This is a genomic window from Corallococcus sp. CA041A (assembly GCF_003612075.1).
Taxonomy (GTDB): domain Bacteria; phylum Myxococcota; class Myxococcia; order Myxococcales; family Myxococcaceae; genus Corallococcus; species Corallococcus exiguus.
Map to the genome: position 1 here is coordinate 1 of NZ_RAWF01000215.1, position 17,355 is coordinate 17,355.

14 protein-coding genes are annotated in these 17,355 nt (G+C 71.7%); 8 read left to right on the forward strand and 6 right to left on the reverse strand.

Annotated features, from left to right (window positions below; all coding sequences use genetic code 11):
* Positions 1-51: 51 nt before the first annotated feature.
* A complete protein-coding gene (locus tag D7V77_RS30670; RefSeq protein ID WP_147452212.1) occupies positions 52-1,104 on the reverse strand; it encodes a hypothetical protein in 1,053 nt (350 codons plus the stop codon).
* A gap of 143 nt (positions 1,105-1,247) precedes the next feature.
* Between D7V77_RS30670 and D7V77_RS30675 the strand changes: the two genes are divergently transcribed.
* The 5 genes from D7V77_RS30675 to D7V77_RS30695 all read left to right on the forward strand — a co-directional run bounded on the left by D7V77_RS30675 (position 1,248) and on the right by D7V77_RS30695 (position 5,769).
* The gene (locus D7V77_RS30675; protein ID WP_158624518.1) at positions 1,248-1,883 is read left to right on the forward strand and encodes an RNA polymerase sigma factor; all 636 of its coding nucleotides are present in this window, start codon (positions 1,248-1,250) and stop codon (positions 1,881-1,883) included.
* A complete protein-coding gene (locus D7V77_RS30680) occupies positions 1,880-2,479 on the forward strand; it encodes a hypothetical protein (protein WP_120579842.1) in 600 nt (199 codons plus the stop codon). The genes D7V77_RS30675 and D7V77_RS30680 overlap by 4 nt, the downstream gene beginning before the upstream one ends.
* Positions 2,476-2,931: a hypothetical protein gene (locus D7V77_RS43360; RefSeq protein ID WP_147452213.1), complete on the forward strand. Its 456-nt coding sequence runs from the start codon at positions 2,476-2,478 to the stop codon at positions 2,929-2,931. Before D7V77_RS30680 ends, D7V77_RS43360 begins: the two co-directional genes overlap by 4 nt.
* A gap of 335 nt (positions 2,932-3,266) precedes the next feature.
* On the forward strand, positions 3,267-5,054 hold the full coding sequence (locus D7V77_RS43900) for a tetratricopeptide repeat protein (RefSeq protein ID WP_158624519.1): 1,788 nt from the start codon (positions 3,267-3,269) through the stop codon (positions 5,052-5,054).
* A 145-nt stretch (positions 5,055-5,199) separates the two neighbouring features.
* Positions 5,200-5,769 carry a hypothetical protein gene (locus tag D7V77_RS30695; RefSeq protein WP_120579843.1) on the forward strand — a complete coding sequence of 190 codons (570 nt, stop codon included), beginning with the start codon at positions 5,200-5,202 and terminating at the stop codon, positions 5,767-5,769.
* A gap of 51 nt (positions 5,770-5,820) precedes the next feature.
* Here the strand turns inward: D7V77_RS30695 and D7V77_RS30700 are convergent, their stop codons facing one another.
* On the reverse strand, positions 5,821-6,411 hold the full coding sequence (locus D7V77_RS30700) for a DUF938 domain-containing protein (RefSeq protein WP_120579844.1): 591 nt from the start codon (positions 6,409-6,411) through the stop codon (positions 5,821-5,823).
* Positions 6,412-6,569: 158 nt separating this feature from the next.
* Here D7V77_RS30700 and D7V77_RS30705 point away from each other — a divergent pair, with 158 nt between their 5' ends.
* Entirely contained in the window at positions 6,570-8,207 is a 1,638-nt protein-coding gene (locus D7V77_RS30705) for a cell wall anchor protein (protein WP_304485883.1), read from the forward strand.
* A gap of 141 nt (positions 8,208-8,348) precedes the next feature.
* Positions 8,349-10,298 carry an FG-GAP-like repeat-containing protein gene (locus D7V77_RS30710; protein WP_120579846.1) on the forward strand — a complete coding sequence of 650 codons (1,950 nt, stop codon included), beginning with the start codon at positions 8,349-8,351 and terminating at the stop codon, positions 10,296-10,298.
* 33 nt (positions 10,299-10,331) lie between these two features.
* Here the strand turns inward: D7V77_RS30710 and D7V77_RS30715 are convergent, their stop codons facing one another.
* Positions 10,332-11,621, reverse strand: coding sequence for a hypothetical protein (locus tag D7V77_RS30715; protein WP_120579847.1), 1,290 nt, complete (start codon positions 11,619-11,621; stop codon positions 10,332-10,334).
* 159 nt (positions 11,622-11,780) lie between these two features.
* Here D7V77_RS30715 and D7V77_RS30720 point away from each other — a divergent pair, with 159 nt between their 5' ends.
* Positions 11,781-13,061, forward strand: coding sequence for an amidohydrolase family protein (locus tag D7V77_RS30720; RefSeq protein ID WP_120579848.1), 1,281 nt, complete (start codon positions 11,781-11,783; stop codon positions 13,059-13,061).
* A 9-nt stretch (positions 13,062-13,070) separates the two neighbouring features.
* On the opposite strand, the gene D7V77_RS30725 is transcribed toward D7V77_RS30720, so the two are convergent.
* The 3 genes from D7V77_RS30725 to D7V77_RS43905 all read right to left on the reverse strand — a co-directional run.
* Complete coding sequence (locus D7V77_RS30725; protein WP_120579849.1) at positions 13,071-14,387, reverse strand: pitrilysin family protein; 1,317 nt, start codon at positions 14,385-14,387, stop codon at positions 13,071-13,073.
* A gap of 3 nt (positions 14,388-14,390) precedes the next feature.
* Positions 14,391-15,677 (reverse strand): pitrilysin family protein, encoded by a 1,287-nt coding sequence (locus D7V77_RS30730; RefSeq protein ID WP_120579850.1) that lies wholly within the window; start codon positions 15,675-15,677, stop codon positions 14,391-14,393.
* Positions 15,674-17,355 (reverse strand): toxin-antitoxin system YwqK family antitoxin (locus D7V77_RS43905; protein WP_368666211.1); only part of this gene is annotated, 1,682 nt, incomplete at its 5' end. The genes D7V77_RS30730 and D7V77_RS43905, both read right to left, overlap by 4 nt.

Below are 17,355 nucleotides of genomic sequence, written 5' to 3' on the forward strand. Positions count from 1 at the left end.
GTCGGGGGAGGGGGTTGGGAGTGCGCCCCCGGACCGCGACGCCTCGTGAGGCTAGTGGCGGCCGCCGCCGCGCTCGCAGCGGTCGGGCAGGCTCAGCTCCGCGCCGTCGAGCGTGCCGTCGCCGCACTCCGGACCGAAGGAGAGCACGTGGCTGGCGCCGTCCGCGGTGGTGCGCGTGAGCGTGCCGCTCGTGGGCCAGGGGCACACCTCGCGCGACGGCCGGACGATGCCCGCCAGCGTCACGGTGCCCTGCGAACCGTCGAGCGAGGTCTCCGTGTACGCGCCGTCGATGGTGCGCACCGGCGGCGTGTCCGTGGAGAACGCGACGGACAGCGAGCCCTCCAGCCGCACCGACTGCACCACCGTGCCCGTGGCATCCGTGCGCGTGCGCGTCACGTCCGCCTGCGTGCTCTTGCGCTGGGGCGGAGCGCCGTCCACCAGGTCCGCCGTGGAGGCAGTGGTGCCCTTCACGGTGGAGACCTCGCCGTCGGAGTTGGTGCCGGAGACCTCGAAGGTGACGGTCTGGCTTTGCGTCACCGCGCCCGTGCAGTCCTCGGAGGCTTCGTACGCGTTCACGATGTCCACAGTGCCGCTGGTGGGGCCGCCGGGGCCCTTGCCGCCCGGCTTGCCGCCGCCGTTTCCACCGTCGAAGGACTGGCCGCGCACCTGCGAGCCCTCGCCGCCCTGCGGGGGAGGAGGTTGCTCACCGCCGCCCGGAGGCTGGCCGCCACCACCGCCACCGCCGGGGGGCTGGCCGCCGCCACGGCCGGGACCCTCGGGGCGTGTGGGGGGCGCGCAGTCCGTCCACTCCAGGTGCACGGTGGCGGGCAGCGTCTTGCCACACACCTCCACGGTGGTGATGTCGGGGCTCGCGTCACAGTGAAAGCCTTCAATGGCCTGGGGGCGCAGCTTGTCCAGGCCGTGCAAGAGGCTGGACACCTCCACCGCGTCGCTCGAGTCCGACGTGGCCTCCACCGCCTGGGACACATCCGACGTGGCATCCGTGGTCGAGCTCTGCGACCCGCCGCCGCAACCGACCGTCATGGTGCCCACCACCAGCGCCACTGCTCCCAGCCACTGACTGCCCCTGTTCCAGTGCCTCATGAGTGCGTGCTCCCTTGTCATCCGGTGCCCGGCCGCTGTCCGTCCGCCCCCATGAGACGAAATGAATTTCCGCCGTGTTCCCGGCGGGGATTTTCCCGCGGCTTTTTGAGCGTGCAGCGAGGCCGGATAGAGTGCCGCCGACCGTGAACGACGAGCTGCGCGCACTCATCCTCGAAGCCCAGGACGGCAGCGTGCGTGCCTTTGAGATGCTCGTGTCCTCGCACCTGCCGCGCGTGCGCCGCTTCGCGCGGGCCTTCGCCGCGTCGGACTCGGACGTGGATGACCTGGCGCAGGAAGCACTGGTGAAGGTCTACAAGAACCTGCGCTCGTTCCGCTTCCAGTCCGCGTTCCAGACGTGGCTCTATTCGGTGGTGCGCAACGCCTTCTATGACGCCACCCGCAGCCGCGCCGGCCGCGAGCGCTCCCAAGAAGAACCGCTGGAGCAGGAGCACACGAAGGCGGCGTCGGACGCCGAGTCCGCGGATGAAGGAATGATGCGCGCCCAGGAGCGGGAACGGCTGTGGCGGGCGCTCCGGGGGTTGCCGCCGGAGTTCCGCACGGCGGTGGTGCTCTTCGACGTGGAGGGCCACAGCTATGAAGAGGTGGCGGACATCGAAGGGGTGCCCGTGGGCACGGTGAAGTCGCGCCTGTCGCGGGGCCGGGCGCACCTGAAGGCCCTGCTGGCGGGGGGCCAGGGCCCCGGCGGCCCGGAAGATGACGCACCGGTGGGAACATCCGGGCAGGACATTTCGTCGCATGTTGCGAGGAGCAGGAAATGAGTGAGCCCGAGGACAGCGAGGACCGCGCGCTGCGCGAGCGTCTGGCGGCGCTGCGGGACGACGCGCCCGGACCCGACTTCCAGGCCCTGCTCCACCGGCGGCTCGTGGAGGCCGGACCTCCCACACCGGCGTCGGGGTGGGATGCGGTGCGGGACTTCTGGCGCCGCCGAGCGCCGGTGTTGTGGCCGGCGGTGGGCATCGCCATGGGCGTGGCCACCTTCCTGGTGCTGGGCGCGGTGCGAGGCACGCCTGGAGTCCCGGAGACGGAAGCCCCGGGAATGGCGGAGCTCGAGCGGCCCGGCACGCAGGTGCCGGTGAGCAAGGTGGCGGTCATCAAGTTGGACTTCACGGCGGACGTGGCCGTGGAGCAGGCGGACTTCCAGGTGAGCCTGCCGGAGGGGCTGTCCTTCTGGGCGGACGGAGAGGAATTGCCGCTGCGCTCCTACCAGTGGACGCAGCCCCTGAGCGCGGGCAGCAACGTGATTCCCATCGCGGTGCGAGGCCAGCGGCCGGGGCGTTATCTGGTGACGGCGCTGGCGCGTGCGGGCGACCAGCGCATCGAGCACGACGTGGTGCTGGAGGTCACGGGCGGATGAAGACGGGGTTCTCGACACCGGCGCTCGCCGTCCTCCTGTGGCTGGGAGGCGGGGCCGCGCACGCCCAGCAGACACCGGCCCCACCGCCAACGGAGGCCGCGAGGCCGCCCGAGGCCCCCGTACCGCCCCCACCGTCCGGAGCGCAGCAGGCGCACGTGCGCAGTTCGCACACGGTGGACGTCATCGCGCCGGGAGAACAGGTGGACACCATCCTGGGGCGCAGGAACGCGGAGCGCCCTCCCCCACCGCCCCGGGGCGACACGGCCCGTCCCCCTCCGGGTCCGGACGCGCGTGGCCCTTCGGGTGGACCGGGACAGGACGGCCGGCCCAACGGATCGCGCCCGCCAGGGGACGAGGGCCGCATGCGCTCGCCGTCCCCGAGGACCGACGGAGCACCACCGCCGCCCAATCAGCAGCCTCCCGCGCAGCCCCAACAGCCGCCGCGGCGCTGAAGGCGGGGTCGTCAGCGCAGGAGGGTTCCCGCCTCGAATCTCCAAAACCTGTCCGACTGTCCGACAGGTTTCCGCAGCCCGGATGAAGCGGCGGCCCCCTGCCGCGGTTGTCCAAAACCTGTCCGACTGTCGGACAGGTTTGTCCGGGTCGCCGCCAAGGGGGCGTGTTCCCTCAGGGTTCTCGACTCGCCTCCATCTGGACGGGAGTCATGTCAGAGGACCTGGCGACGCCGTGAGCACGGACTGGGTCGGTGTGCACCGGGCTCTCTCCCCGTGCCGGATGGCGCGGTGCGCTGCCCTCGCACCCGTGCGGGGAATGCGCTACGTCGCGGTGCGTGTGGACGGGCCTGCTGCTCCTGGTGGCGCTCGCGGCCGGGGAGCCGTTGGAGGACGCGCGCGAGTCCTTTGCGGCGGGCCGGTACGCGGAGGCGGAACAGCAGGCGCTCCAGGCCCCACCTTCTGGCGCCTCGCTGTACCTCGTGGGACTGGCCCGCTTCCGCTTGGGCCGTCCCGCGGAAGCGCTGGAGGCCCTGGAGGCCGCGGGGCACGCTTCGGATGCTCCGGAGCCCGACGCCTGGAACTTCAACCGGGGCGCATGCCTCTACGCCCTGGGGCGCTTCGCGGAGGCGGAGGAGGCTTTCGCGCGCGTCCGTGAAGGTGCCCCACTCGCCCGCGTGGCGTGGATCAACGCTGGCTTCGCCGCGTTCGACGCGGGCGCTCCGGACCGTGCCGCGCAATGGGCGGAGCGAGCCTCGCCGGGTGCATCCACGGCGGAGGCGCTGCAGGTAGAGGAGCTGCGCGCCCTGGTCTCGCCCGCCGTGAACGAAGGGGATGAGGCCTACCGTCAGGGACTCGCGTCCTTCGACGCCGGCCGGTTCGACGAGGCCCGTGCGCACTTCCTGCGCGCGGCGGAGCGGCAGCCCGACTCCGGCAGGGCCCGGCTCATGGCGGGTGCGTCGGCCTGGCGCATGGGCTCACGCGCGGAGGCCCGCGAGGACCTCACCGTGGCGCTCGCGCTGACGTTGACCCCGCTGGACCGCGCGACGGCGTATCAGTACCTGGACCTGCTCTCCCACGGACTGCGCTCCAGCGGCCCGGCCCTCTGGGCCTCCGCGACCGTGGGGCCGGGCTTCGACAGCAACGTGCTCCAGGTAGGCGTCGCGGCCCGCGACGTGTCCGGCGCGAACGCGGACGTGGTGACCGCGAGCCCCTTCGCGGAGGCCAGCGTGGGCATCACCGCGCGCTTCCGCCTGTCCGACCGGCTCTTCGCGGCCCTGTCCTACGGCGGCAGCCAGCGCGCCTACTCTGAATCCTCCGTCCGGGACTACTCGCTCCAGCTCCACCGCGCGACGGCGGCCGCGGAGTGGGAGGCCGCGCACCGGGTGCGCGTGGGGTTCCTCGCGGGCGGAGACATCTTCTTCACCGGCCTGGCGGACTTCCGGGGACTCCAGGCCTCCGTGAATGCCACCGCGTGGCTGGCCTGGGACGAAACCGAACACACCAGCACGCGGCTGGACCTGGGCGCCGCCGGCAAGGACGGAATTGGAGAGGAGTTCGCCTACCTCACCGGTCCACGTCTGGACGCGACGCTGTCCCAGGAATGGCGCCTGGGGCCCGCGAGCATCACCGCGTGGTACCGCTACCGGCAGGACCGCATCGGCACGCTGGAGCAATCCTTCACCAGCGAGGATGCATCCCTCGTGTCGCAGACGTATGTCATTCCGTTCGGCTTCACGGGTCACGCCGTGGGCGTGGCCAGCCGGTGGCAACCCCTGCCATGGCTCACCGCCAGCCTGGACGCGGACGTGGAGTGGCGCCGCTACCTGGAGGACAACGCCCTGCGCGTCGTGACGGCCGGAGGAGACACCGAGACGTGGGACGTCCGCCGCCGCCACGACACGCGCTTCGTGCTCATCCCCTCCGTGAGCGCCCGGCTGTCGAGCCACCTGCGGCTCACCGCTCGCTACGAGTTGCTGGTGAACCGCTCCAACATCGACACGCGACTGACGGACGACGACCCCGCCGCGTGCGAAGGCGCGGAGCACCTCTGCCACGCGTATGACGCCACGAACGGCAACTACGAGAAGCACGGGGTGATGCTCCAGCTCGAAGCCGTGTGGTGAGCCGGCCCCGCGTGTCCGCTCCCCGATAGCGCTGTCCATCCACGGGGTGGGGCCTTCAGGCAAGGCAGCGTGGAGGAAGTGTTGCAAGGGCTGGGATGCCTCTCCACCTTGCCGCACGACGAACCCACGACAGAGGAGGCACACCATGCCCATGTCCCGACTGCCGCTGATGCTCGCCGCGACCACGGCGCTTTGTTTCTCCGCGGGTTGTTCCAAGAAGGGGATGCACAAGGAGGAGTCCAAGGAGCCGATGTCCGCCACCGCGATGTCGTCCACGGGAGACCAGCGCTGCCCCATGTCCGTTCCGGGCGCGCAGGTCCAGACGCAGGACACGTCCGACGGCGTGGCGCTCATGTTCACCACGTCCGACCCGTCGCAGGTGTCCGACCTCCAAGCGCGCGCCCGACGGATGCTGAACGAGCAGTCCAAGCGCACCGCCAGCGCGGAGACACCCCTGGACCTGGCGCAGGAGGAGGACCTGGGCGACAGCGCCACGGAGATGCAGGATGGCCGCGACGATAGCGGCACCGGCGGAGGTGGCGCCCAGGGCATGGCCGGGGCGCCCAGCGTCCCCTCCAAGGCCGTGGCAACGGACACGCCGGAGGGCATCACCATCACCTACTCCGCGCAGGACCACATGCAGCAGCGCCAGCTCATCGACGAGGTCCACGAGACCGCCCGCCAGCTGAAGGGCGGCAACTGCCCCGGCATGTAGCCCATGCCCACGCGCCGGGACGGCGTGACGAGCGCCGTCCCGGCGGAAGTCCTACCGGCGGAACACCACCGTGAGGTTGTTGCTCGGCATCTCCACCACGCGCTCGCGCTGGAGCCCGTGGCGCGCCGCCTCCGCGGTCACCGCGCCCAGCTCGCGCACGCCCCAGGACGGGTCGCGCGCGCGGAGCGATTCGTCGAAGGCGAGGTTGCTCGGCGCGGTCTCCTTCCCCTCCACGAAGTAGGGGCCGTACAGCACCAGCCGTCCGCCCGGACGCAATACCCGCGCCGCGCCCCGCATCAATCCCTGGCAGGCCGCCCACGGCGAGATGTGGATCATGTTCACGCAGAGCACGGCGTCCGCGTGCTCCACCGGCCATGCGTCCGAGCTCGCGTCCAGCAAACGCGCGGGCAGGACGTTGGCCAGCCCTTCCTCCACGCGCCACGCGTCGATGCTCTCCAGCGACGACGGGTCGCCGTCCGTCGGCTGCCAGTTCAGCCCCGGGAACGCCTTCGCGAAGAAGGCCGCGTGCTGGCCGGTGCCGCTCGCCACCTCCAGCAACGTGCCCTCCGTGGGCAGCACCTCCCGGAGGATGGCGAGGAGCGGTTCGCGGTTGCGTTCGGTGGCCGGGGCGTGACGCTTCATGCCCTCCCCTCTTCCACACCCGAGCACGCGAGGAAAGGCCTCTCGCGGAAGATTGCAATCACAGTCAAACCGGAGGCCGCCCGCGCACGGAATCCGCAACACTTTCCGGGACCTGTCGAAAACCTCCTGCCTCGACTCGCCTCATCCCCCAGGCAGGAGTGACCTTGACGTTCTTCAACCGGAATGTTTCACGCATGCTGTGCTCGGTATCGCTGCTCACGCTCGCGAGTTGCGGGCCGCTGACGGAGGACGCCTCCTCCCTCCCCGAGCAGGAGGTCGCGACCGCCCGGCAGGCGGTGTCCAACATCGCGTACCGGAGCAGCGCCACGGCGGGCGGCAGCACGCGCACGTCGCTGAGCATCGCGAAGCCCACGGGCACGGCGGTGGGTGACGTGCTGCTGGCGCGCATCATCAACCGCAACAACGTGGCCGCGGTGGCGACGCCTCCCGCGGGCTGGACACTGGTTCGCTCGGACCAGAGCGCGTCGCAGCTCAAGGCGTGGATCTTCTACAAGGTCGCCACCGCGTCCGAGCCGTCCACGTACGCGTTCAACATCGACATCGCCAGCTACATGGCCGGCAGCATCTCCGCGTTCTCCGGCGTGGACACGGCCAACCCCATCGACGCGCAGACGGGCCAGAAGAACGGCCTCACCGCCAGCTTCGACACGCCCGCCCTCTCCACCAGCACGGCCAACGGCGTCGCGGTGTGGTTCGGCTCGCAGCTGTGGACCGGCGCCGCGTGCCCGGAGAGCCCCATCGTCCCGCCCGCGGGCTTCACCGAGCCCGAGGACACCTGCCTCGTGTCCTCGTCCACGGGCGTCATCTACAACGTGGCCTACAAGGACCTGGGTGCCGCGGGCGCGCAGGGCTCGTTCAACGGCTCCTCCCCCTACGCGGAGACGAACACCGCGCAGGTGGTGGCGCTGCGCGCGGCCAACGCCTCCACCTCCTGCTCCGTGGGGGACACCTTCTCCACCGCGTACACCACCCAGGGCACCGTGACGGCCACCGCGCTGGTGGAGCCGTCGGGCATCGCCGCCAGCCGCCTCACGCCGGGCGTCCTCTACGCGCACAACGAGGACACCACCGCCATCGTCGCCATCAGCACCGCGGACGCGAGCACGAAGGGCACCTTCACCGTGTCCAACGTGACGCCCGCGGACTGGGAGGACGTCGCCACCGGCCCGTGCCCCGCTGGCCAGTGCATCTACATGGGCGACATCGGCCGCTCGAGCGCCAACTTCCCCACGCCGCCGTCCACCTTCGCCGTCTACCGCATCCCGGAGCCCGACATCGGCGCGGGCCAGACAAGTGGAAACCTCACCGCCGAGGCCTTCCCCTTCCAGTACCCGGACACGCCCAAGGACGCGGAGACCATCATGGTCCACCCCACCACGGGCGACATCTACATCGTCACCAAGTCCTACTCGGGCGCGAGCAAGGTCTACAAGTTCCCCCAGCCGCTCCCCACGCCGGGAACGATGAGCACGCTCGTGTTCGTGGCCAACCTCCCGCTGCCCACCACCACGGACACCAACTACGGCGCCGCCACGTCCGGCGCCATCCACCCGTGCGCCAACCGCTTCCTGCTGCGCACCTACCGCAAGGTGTATGAGTTCCGCGCCGCCACCGGCGCGGCCTTCGAGACCGCGTTCGCCGCCACGCCCGTCTCCCTGACGGACACCGTGGAAGGACAAGGCGAGGCCATCGAGTACGACCCGACCGGCACGGCCTATTACACGATGAGCGAGTCGCCCTCGCCCTTCAAGCTCAAGCGCGTCGTGCGCCAGTAGCCCGCAATCGCAGTCATGCCCAGGCCGCGTCCGGCGCCCCACGCCGGGCGCGGCCTTCGCGCGCCGTGAGACATCCACGGCGCGCCAGCATGCCTGGACGGAATTTATGTTATTTCTCGTTTTCCATGTATAATCGCAGCAATGCGATGCTTCCGTCCCCATCTCGCGCGCGCCGCCGCGCTGCTCTCGGTGTTCACTCCGTTGCTGGCCTGTGGGCCGGACGGAGGCGCGCAGACCTCCCCTGACGCGCTGCCCGGACAGTCACGGGCGTTGGCGACGACGGAGCACAAGGCGTTCCGGGTGATGACGTACAACGTGCGCGGTCCCCTGGACACGGGCGTGCGCGCGTGGCCCAACCGCAAGGCGGCGGTCCTCCAGCGCATCCTCGCGAACAACGCGGACATCGTCGGCGTGCAGGAGGCCCAGGCGCCCTCGGGCGGCCCCAGCATCCCCGCGGACCTCATCGCGGGGCTCACGGGCACGGACAAGCCCTACGGCGTCTACAACCCGGGCGGCGGCAGCCCGAAGCTCATCTTCTTCAAGAAGAACCGCTTCGAGATGGCCCCCGAGGTCGGCCAGGGCAACGAGGCGCTCGTGAATCCCTACGCCTCCAGCGCCACGTGCTTCAGCCACGCGGAGGGGAAGAGGATTGCCTGGGTGGGCCTGCGCGACCTGACGTCCGGCCAGGTGTACTTCGTGGCCAACACGCACTTCGCCTACGCGGCGGCGTGCTCACTGGGGCGGCTCAAGGAGGCCGAGCAGATGGCGTCGTTCCTGGCCACGAAGCCCGGGGGCCTGCCGGTCATCGCCATGGGGGACTTCAACTCCGACGCGCAGGGCCAGTCCACGCCGGGGGAGACCACCATCGCGGACCTGGAGGGCGGGGCCCGGCTGTTCCGCACCGCGCGCTTCGACGGCGTGACGGGCGAGGATGACGCCACGTTCAACAACGCGTGGAGCGGCTCCACGTCCACGAAGTACCAGCGGCTGGACTACATCTTCCACAACGGGGGCGCGCTCACCTCGTCCGCGCCCGCCATCGACCGGACGGAGAGCGGCGGCCTCACGCCGTCGGACCACTACCCGGTGCTCGCCACCCTTCGCCCGTCCATCTTCACCGCGGGCTCCACCCTTTCGCCCACGCCCAACGGCGCATCCACCAGCACGCAGCTGTTCTTCGCGGACGTCACCGGAGATGGCTGCGCGGACCGCATCAGCTGGAACTACGCGGTGGGCGAAGGCGAGACGTGGGTGGCGAAGTCGAAGTGCGACGGCGGCTTCGCCACGGCGGTGAAGAACACGGGCGCGACGAGCGGTGTCGCCACCACGCGCTTCTTCTTCGCGGACGTCACCGGCGACGGCTGCGCGGACAAGGTCCTCTGGCGGCCCAACCTGGGGGACGGCGAGGTGCGCATCTACCCCGCGAAGTGCGACGGCACCTTCGGCGACCGCGTGGCCGTCACCCAGGCGGCCAGCACCAGCGACGCCACGCGCTTCTTCTTCGCGGACATCACCGGCGACGGGTGCGCGGACCTGGTGCGCTGGAACCCCACGCAGAGGTCCGGCGCGTTCGACACCTTCGTGTCGAAGTGCAACGGCACGGTGTCCTTCGGCGCCGCGGTGACGAGCACGACGGGAGCGAACACGAGCGCTGGCACCCGCGTGTCCTTCGCGGACGTGGACGGCGACGGCAAGGCGGACCGCATCCTCTGGAATCCGGACCAGGAAGGCGGCCGCACGCGCGTGTACCGCTCCACCGGCGCGGGGGCGTTCGCGCTGTTCTTCCTGCACGAGTCAGGCACCAGCGGCGTGGACACGTCCCGCTTCTACTTCGCGGACGTGGACGGCGACGGCAAGGCGGACAAGGTCTTCTGGCGGCCGGGCTTCCGCGAGGGCCGGATGCAAATCTATCCGAGCACCGGCACCAACTTCGCGGGCAGCCCGGTGATGGACAACACGGGCTTCAGCAACTCGGAGAACACCGGCTTCTTCTTCGCGGACATCGACGGCCGGGACGGCGCGGACAAGGTGTACTGGAACCCCGGCAACTACGACGGCGACACCAAGGTGTTCCGCGCGCTGGCGCCGTAGCGGCAAGGCGCCAGCACGCGGAAGGGGCGCGCTTCAGTCCTGGAGGATGAGCTCGCTGTGCGAGAGCGTTTCCCACGCGTCCAGCCCGTTCACGGCAGGGGCCTCCTTGAAGAGGCTTTGGTAGCCGCGGCCCGTCCCCAGGAAGCTCGAGCCCCACACCAGGGTGTGGCGGCCCACGCCCAGTTGCGTCCTGGGTGCGACGCCCTCTGGCAGGGTGAAGAGGGTGAAGCCGTCCCGGGTCGCGGGAGCGGTGATGACCCAGGAGAACCGCTGCTCGTAGTCAACGGGCAACAGGCGCACCATCACGCTGTGAGCGGCAGGGTCAGCGCTCCAGCGCACCGTCAGGCCCGAGCGCTGCGCCGAACCCGGCGCCTCCGCCGTGCCCGGCGTGGGTGAGGTGAGCGTTATGGGCGCGGGCAGGGCCAACCGCGTGACGCCCCGGGGAGCCGGCGAGGCATTCGCCACCACAGTCCCGGGCTGGCCGGGGCTGCCCGCCGCCACGGACAGCCGGACCTCCACGGCGTCGAACGGCGGCGTCCGGGCCAGGACCGGGAGCTCGATGGGCTCGGCACCGGAGGTGGTCCTCGTGAAGAGGACATCCGACCCGAGCAGGAAGGAGGCGGAGACGTTTCCCACCGGCGCATAGGGCTGGACCTCCGGCACCTCGACAGACAGCAGCTGGTCCACCGGGTGGTCCATGGGGAGGACCAGGTCCCCGACCGTCCGCCCCTCCCCCACGGCGATGTCCCGCAACAGCCCCACCTTCTGGGCGTTGAACCGGTCGGTGACGACCAGCGCCACCTTGCCGGGGTTTTCACCCATCACGTCGAGGCGAAAGCTCCCATCCGACTCGGCCAGCGTGTGGCCCGTGAAGCCCTTTCCCACCACGTACACATTCGTCCAGGAGAACCCGTTGTTCGTCACGCGTCCGGTGAGGGTGGCCTGCCGGGTGGATGACGGGAGGTCCTCGGGTGAGCCCAGGATGGAGCGGACCCACACCTCCGAGCCCTCCACGCCCAGCGCCGTGCTGACCATCACTTCGTCTCCGAGCTTCACGACGAAGGTGATGTCCTGCGGGCGGGTGGTGGCCGCGCCCTCGAACCGCGCGATGCCGTCACGGCCCAGGGGCTGACGAAAGAGGCTGCCATCCCCCAGCAGGACGGTGACGTCCTCCATTTGGGGGAGGAGCCGGGCGAAGGCCCACCAGTCCGAGTGGACGATGAGGGCGGACGGGCCCGCCGTCCCCGCATCCGGAGACTTCGGGTCGGTCTTGTCGCCACAGGCGACGCACAGCAGCACGGCAAGCGCGAACAGTCGATTCATGGAAGATCCCCCTGAAGAAGGGTGCAGCGTCCGGAAGCCGGCCCCCCCAAGCACGCACCCAACCCACCGGGACTCATACACGAAGATGAGCCCTCCGAGGGGCCTACCCCACCAACCCATGGCCCCGGACGGTGCGACGCGCGCAGACTGCGCCCCCACATGCGCGCCCTGCTCCTAGCCACCGTCCTGTCCGGGGTCCTCGTCTCCGCGTCCGCGCGGGCCCAGGTCCCTGCCCGTTCCTACGTGCTGCGCCCCGCGCGCGTCTTCGACGGCACCGCCGCGAAGCCCCATACGGGCTGGGTGGTGGTCGTCACCGGCGAGCGCATCGTCGCGGTGGGAGCGTCCCAGGGCGTGAAGGCGCCGGAGGGGGCGGAGGTCATCGACCTGCCCGGCGCGACGCTGCTGCCCGGCCTCATCGAGGGCCACTCGCACCTGTTCCTGCATCCGTACAACGAGGCGACCTGGAACGACCAGGTGCTCAAGGAGTCCCTGGCGCTGCGCGTGGCGCGGGCCACCAACCACGCGAAGGCGACGCTGATGGCGGGCTTCACCACCACGCGCGACCTGGGCACGGAGGGCGCGGCGGACGCGGACGTGGGCCTCAAGCAGGCCATCGACCAGGGCATCATCCCGGGCCCGCGCATGGTCGTCACCACGCGCGCGCTGGTGGCCACCGGCAGCTACGGCCCCAAGGGCTTCGCGTCCGAATGGACCGTGCCCCAGGGCGCGGAGGAGGCGGACGGCGTGGACGGCCTCACGCGCGCGGTGCGCGGGCAGATGGGGCTCGGCGCGGATTGGATCAAGGTCTACGGCGACTACCGCTGGGGCCCTCGCGGCGAGGCGCTCCCCACCTTCTCCCAGGAGGAGATGCGCCTCATCGTGGAGACGGCGAGGAGCGGCGGGCGCCCGGTGGCCGTGCACGCCAGCACGCCGGAGGGCATGAAGCGCGCGGTGCTCGCCGGCGCGGAGAGCATCGAGCACGGCGACGCCGGCACGCCGGAGGTCTGGAAGCTGATGGCCCAACGGGGCGTGTTCCTGTGCCCCACGCTGGCGGCGGGCGACGCCATGCTCCAGTACCGCGGCTGGAAGCGCGGCGTGGACCCGGAGCCCGAGTCCTCGAAGAAGAAGCGCGAGGGCCTCAAGGCCGCGCTGGCGGCGGGCGTGCCCCTGTGCGTGGGTGGGGACTCGGGCGTCTTCACGCACGGGGAGAACGCGCGCGAACTGGAGCTGCTGGTGGCCAGCGGCGTGACGCCCGCGCAGGCGCTCCTGGCGGCCACCTCCGGCAACGCGCGCATGCTGCATTGGGAGGACCGCGTCGGGCAGGTGAAGGCCGGGCTCTTCGCGGACCTGGTCGCCGTGGAGGGAGACCCCACGCAGGACATCAGCGCCGTGCGACAGGTGCGGCTGGTGATGAAGGGCGGCACGCTGTACCGGCGCTGAAAGCCAGGCTCAGAGCGGCGTGCTCACGATGCGCACGGAGCGCTCCTCCACGAAGTACCGGCGAACGAAGTCCTTGATTCCCGCGGGCGTGAGCGGAGGCGGCGGCTGGAGGAATCCCAGGTCCGTGCCGCCCTCCCGGCGCGGCTCCGAGGCCTCCGCCGCCAGGGCATCCGCCAACGCCGGGCCCGCGCTCGACAGCCCGTCCACCTCGCGCCGTCCCCGCTGGGCCAGCAGCTTCTGCTCGACGGCGGAGGGCGGACGCTTCGCCAACGACTCGAAGGTCTCCTGCATCCGCGACGGCAGGAGGGAGCCGTCCAGGGAGCGCGTGTACGCGAACGCCAGGAGCAGGTCGTTGCCGCGCAGCGTGAGGCACCGCACGTCCACGCCGGAGACGATGGGCTCCTTGACGTGCACCGCGAGCAGCAGCCGCAGCTCGAGCAGCGCCGCCACCGCTCGGCACGTCGCCCTCGCCTCCTTGGGGAGCGCATAGCCCAGCGTCACGAAGGTGTTGTCCGCCCGTGTTTCCTGCTCCACCGGGAAGAGGGCCTCCTCCAGCGCGGGCGCCACCTGCTCCTCCGCCAGGGCCGGCGCCAGCCGGTAGCCCTCGTCCACCAGGCGACGCGCGTCGTCTCCGCCCACGGCGCCCGTGAAGACAAGCGAGACGTTGGAGGTGAGGTACTCCGAAGCGTAGAACCTCAGCACGTCCTCGCGCGTGATGCGGCCGCGCGAGTCCCGCGAACCGATGAGCGCGTAGGCGGCGGACACGCTGGAGAAGAGGGCCCCTTCAATCTGGCTGCTCAGCAGCGAGTCCTTGAAGTGGTACGTGCTCTCCGTCTGGATGATGCCCAGCTCGCGCTCCAGCCGCTTGCCGCCGGGGAGCATGGGACTGGTCACCATGCGCAGCATGTCCCGGGCCAACGGGACGAACGCGCTCGCGGGAGCATCCAGCATGTACACGGTGGCGTTCGACAGGGTGTGGGCATTCAGCACGCCGCCGGCCGCCTCCACGCGCGCGCGCAGCTCCGGGCCCGCCAGGTCATGGCTGCCGTGGAACACCAGGTGCTCCACCAGGTGCGCCAGGCCCTCCTTGCCCGGCGGATCATGCGAGGCGCCGGAGCGCACCACCACGCGCAACGACGCGGTGTCCGACGCGGGCTGGGGCACCAGCAGCAGCTCCGTCCCATCCAGCAGCGTCTCGGAGGTGATGGCCGGCGCGGCGGCGGCGGGCGGGGACGCGGTCTGCTTGCGTGAAGCCGCGCCCACCGGGGACGCGGCGAGCAGCACCCACCCGAGCAGCGCGGGCCTCCAGGAGAAAGGGCGATGCATGGGTTATCTCCGCCGCATCCGTGCGCCCGCCGTGGAGCGGAGCGGAACGACGCTGGGGGTGAACAGCAGATGGACGCGGCGGTCCTCTCCCAACCAGCCCTGCACGGACTGGGTGAGGGACTCCGGCGTGAGCGACGTCAGCGCGGCCTCCAGCTCCGGCGCGTACCAGGCCGGCGCGTGCACGCTCGCCGCGAGCGCGAGCCCCACCTCCGTGGGACTCCGGTCGTCCGTCCGCAGCCGCGCGAGCACCTGGGCCCGGGCCTGCGCGAACTCCTCCGCGCTCACGCGCCCCTCGCGCACCGCCCCCACCTCCTCCAGCATGAAGGGCCCCAGGTCCAGCGCGGACGGGTCCCGCGCGGGCAGCGTCAGCACCAGCTGATCCATCCACGGCGTCAGCACCACGGATGCGTCCTGCGCGTAGCCCACGCCCAGGCGGCGGAAGCGCTGCTCCAGCCGCTGTCCCAGGAGCACGCCCACCACCCGCGCCGCCGCGGCCTGCCGCGCGTCCTTCAATTCAATGGGATAGGCCAGCACGTTGATGTCGCTCACCGCCGGAAGCTTGAGCGTCACCGGAAGCTGGGGAGACAGCCGCGTCACCGCCGACGGCGTCCCGCCCTTGTAACGGGCCACGGTGCGCTTCAGCGCCTCCACGTCGAAGTCCCCGGCGGCGATGACCACCGCGTTGCGAGGGCTCAACGGCCCGGAGAGGTAGGCGGAGATGTCGCGGTCGGAGAAGGACTGCACCGACTGCGCGTTCGGCGGCGCGGGGGCCCTGAAGCGCGGCTCCGTGGAGAGCACCAGGGCCAGCACCGACTCCAGGAAGTCGTCCGCGAAGGTGAGCGACGGGTCCTGCCCGGCGCGCTCCAGCGCTGCCTCCAGCCGCGCGTCATCCACCTGGGGCGAGAGCACCTGCGTCAGCAAGCGCTCCGCGAGCGCATCGAAGTCCTGCCGGGGGGCGCTCAGCGTGAAGCTGCTCTGGCGCAGCCCTGTCGACAGCGTCAGGGTCGCGTTCGCGCCGAACAGCTCGCGCACCAGGTCCTCGTAGCGCCCGCGCCGGTTGGCCTCCAGCATGACGTGCTGGGACACCCGCGTGAGCCCCGCCTGGCCTCCCTCGTCGAAGCGCCCCACGGTGAAGACCACGTGCAGCGTGGCGCGCTCCGCCCCGGCCCGTGGCGCGAGCACCAGGCGCGCGTGCTCCGGCGACTCCCGCGAGCGTTGAACCTCGAAGGGCGCGGCCGACGCCGCGCTCCAGGCCCAGAGCAGCAGCCCTCCCCAGACCCACGCCTTCATGGTGCCTCCTGGCTTGCCTGCGCACCGGTGCCCGTCGCGGGGACCGCCACGGCCGTCCCCACCTTCACGCTGGGGCCCGCCACCGACTCCTCCACCCGCAGGCCGTTGAGCCCCGCCCGCCGCACGGTGAGCGCGTAGCGCGCGGCGCCGTCCGCCGTGTCGCGCCGGGGCCAGGCGAGCCTCAGCCGCTGGCCCCACCACTCCAGCGGATGTCCGCCGTACAGCGCCTCCTCCACCACGGGCGAGGAAGACCCCTGGGCCGCCAGCGCCCGCTTCACCCTCACCATGTCCGCCGCGGACTCCCAGCGCGCCTCCCGCTCCTCCTCGTCCTCCGGCCGCGCGTCCTTCTGGGCCAGGGCCCGCGCGCCGCCGTGCACCCGCGAAGGCCGTCCCGCCAGCCACCAGGACAGCTCCAGGCGGTTGCCCCGGGCGTCGTAGGTGCTCCACTCCCCGTCCCGCAGGCCGCGCGCGTAGAGGCCCTCCACGTGCGTGATGCCGCCCGCGAAGAAGTGGGTGTAGGGGCCGTGGAGCTTGCCGGCCGAGTACGTCCTGAGCTCCAGCACGCGCCCGTCCGGAGCCAGGTCCTCCACCACGCCCTCCAGCTGCCCCTTGGCGAAGTGGGCGCGGGCCACCACCGCATCCGGTGCGGCCTCGTCGTGGATGCGCCATTCGCCCACTGGCAGCCCCTTCGCGTATTCACCGTCCGCGAGCAGCCGTCCCTCCCGGTCCCAGCGGGACCAGGGCCCGTGGCGCAGCCCCTTCACGAACGCCTCCCGGAAGAGCAACTGTCCCCGCGCGGTCCGCAGCCACGAGGGCCCCTCCGGCGTGTCCAGCGCCGTCACGCAGCGGGACAGCGCGTGCCCCGCTGGCGAGGACGCGCGCCACAAGGTGGTCCCGGAGGGGCAGGCGTCCAGGTTCCAGCGCGGCGCCACGAACAAGCCCGCGGCGATCCCCAGCAGCGCCAGCGCTCCCGCCCCGGACCAGGAGGACGGCAGCGGGGCCGCGGGGCTCGGCGGCGCGGCCCGGGAGACCCGGGGCAGGCCATGCTGTCCCTGGCTCAACTGGTGGAGGACGCCCTCGCGCATCCACAGCGTCCCGCAGGAAGCGCACGGCACCACCGCGACGCCCTGGAACACCACCGTCGCGCACGCGCCCCCGCAGGAGGCGCACCTCGCCGGCCGGCCCCCGGGCTCCTCCAGCAGCCGGCGCAGCGACTCCGTGCGCAGGCCGCGCTCGGTGAAGACCTGGTCCTGCTCACGGACGGTCAGCAGGTCTCCGCCGCAGCAGTCGCAGTGGGCCCCCAGCCGCCCCTCGCTCCGCCACAGCGGGGTCGCCGCCGGACAGTCCGGGCAGTCGTAGCCCGCCTCCTGCCGCGCGGCTTCCGGGGCCGGAGCGGCCACGGCAGGCGCCGCCTCCACGCCAGCCGCCTCCTCGTCGCGCCACGTCCACCACACGGCCCGCAGGAAGCCCAGCTGCAGGGCCAGGAGCACCGCGTCCGCGCAGAGCACGGCCAGGCCCCAGCGGGGCGAGCGCGTGAGGAACTCCTGGGTGAGCAGCAACGGCACACAACCCTGAAGCAGCACGATGCCGGAGGCACAGGCCTTCAGCATCCGAGCGCGGGCGTGCGGCAGCGCGGCCAGGACCCACGCGAGCCGGGGCAACCCCACCAGCAGCAGGC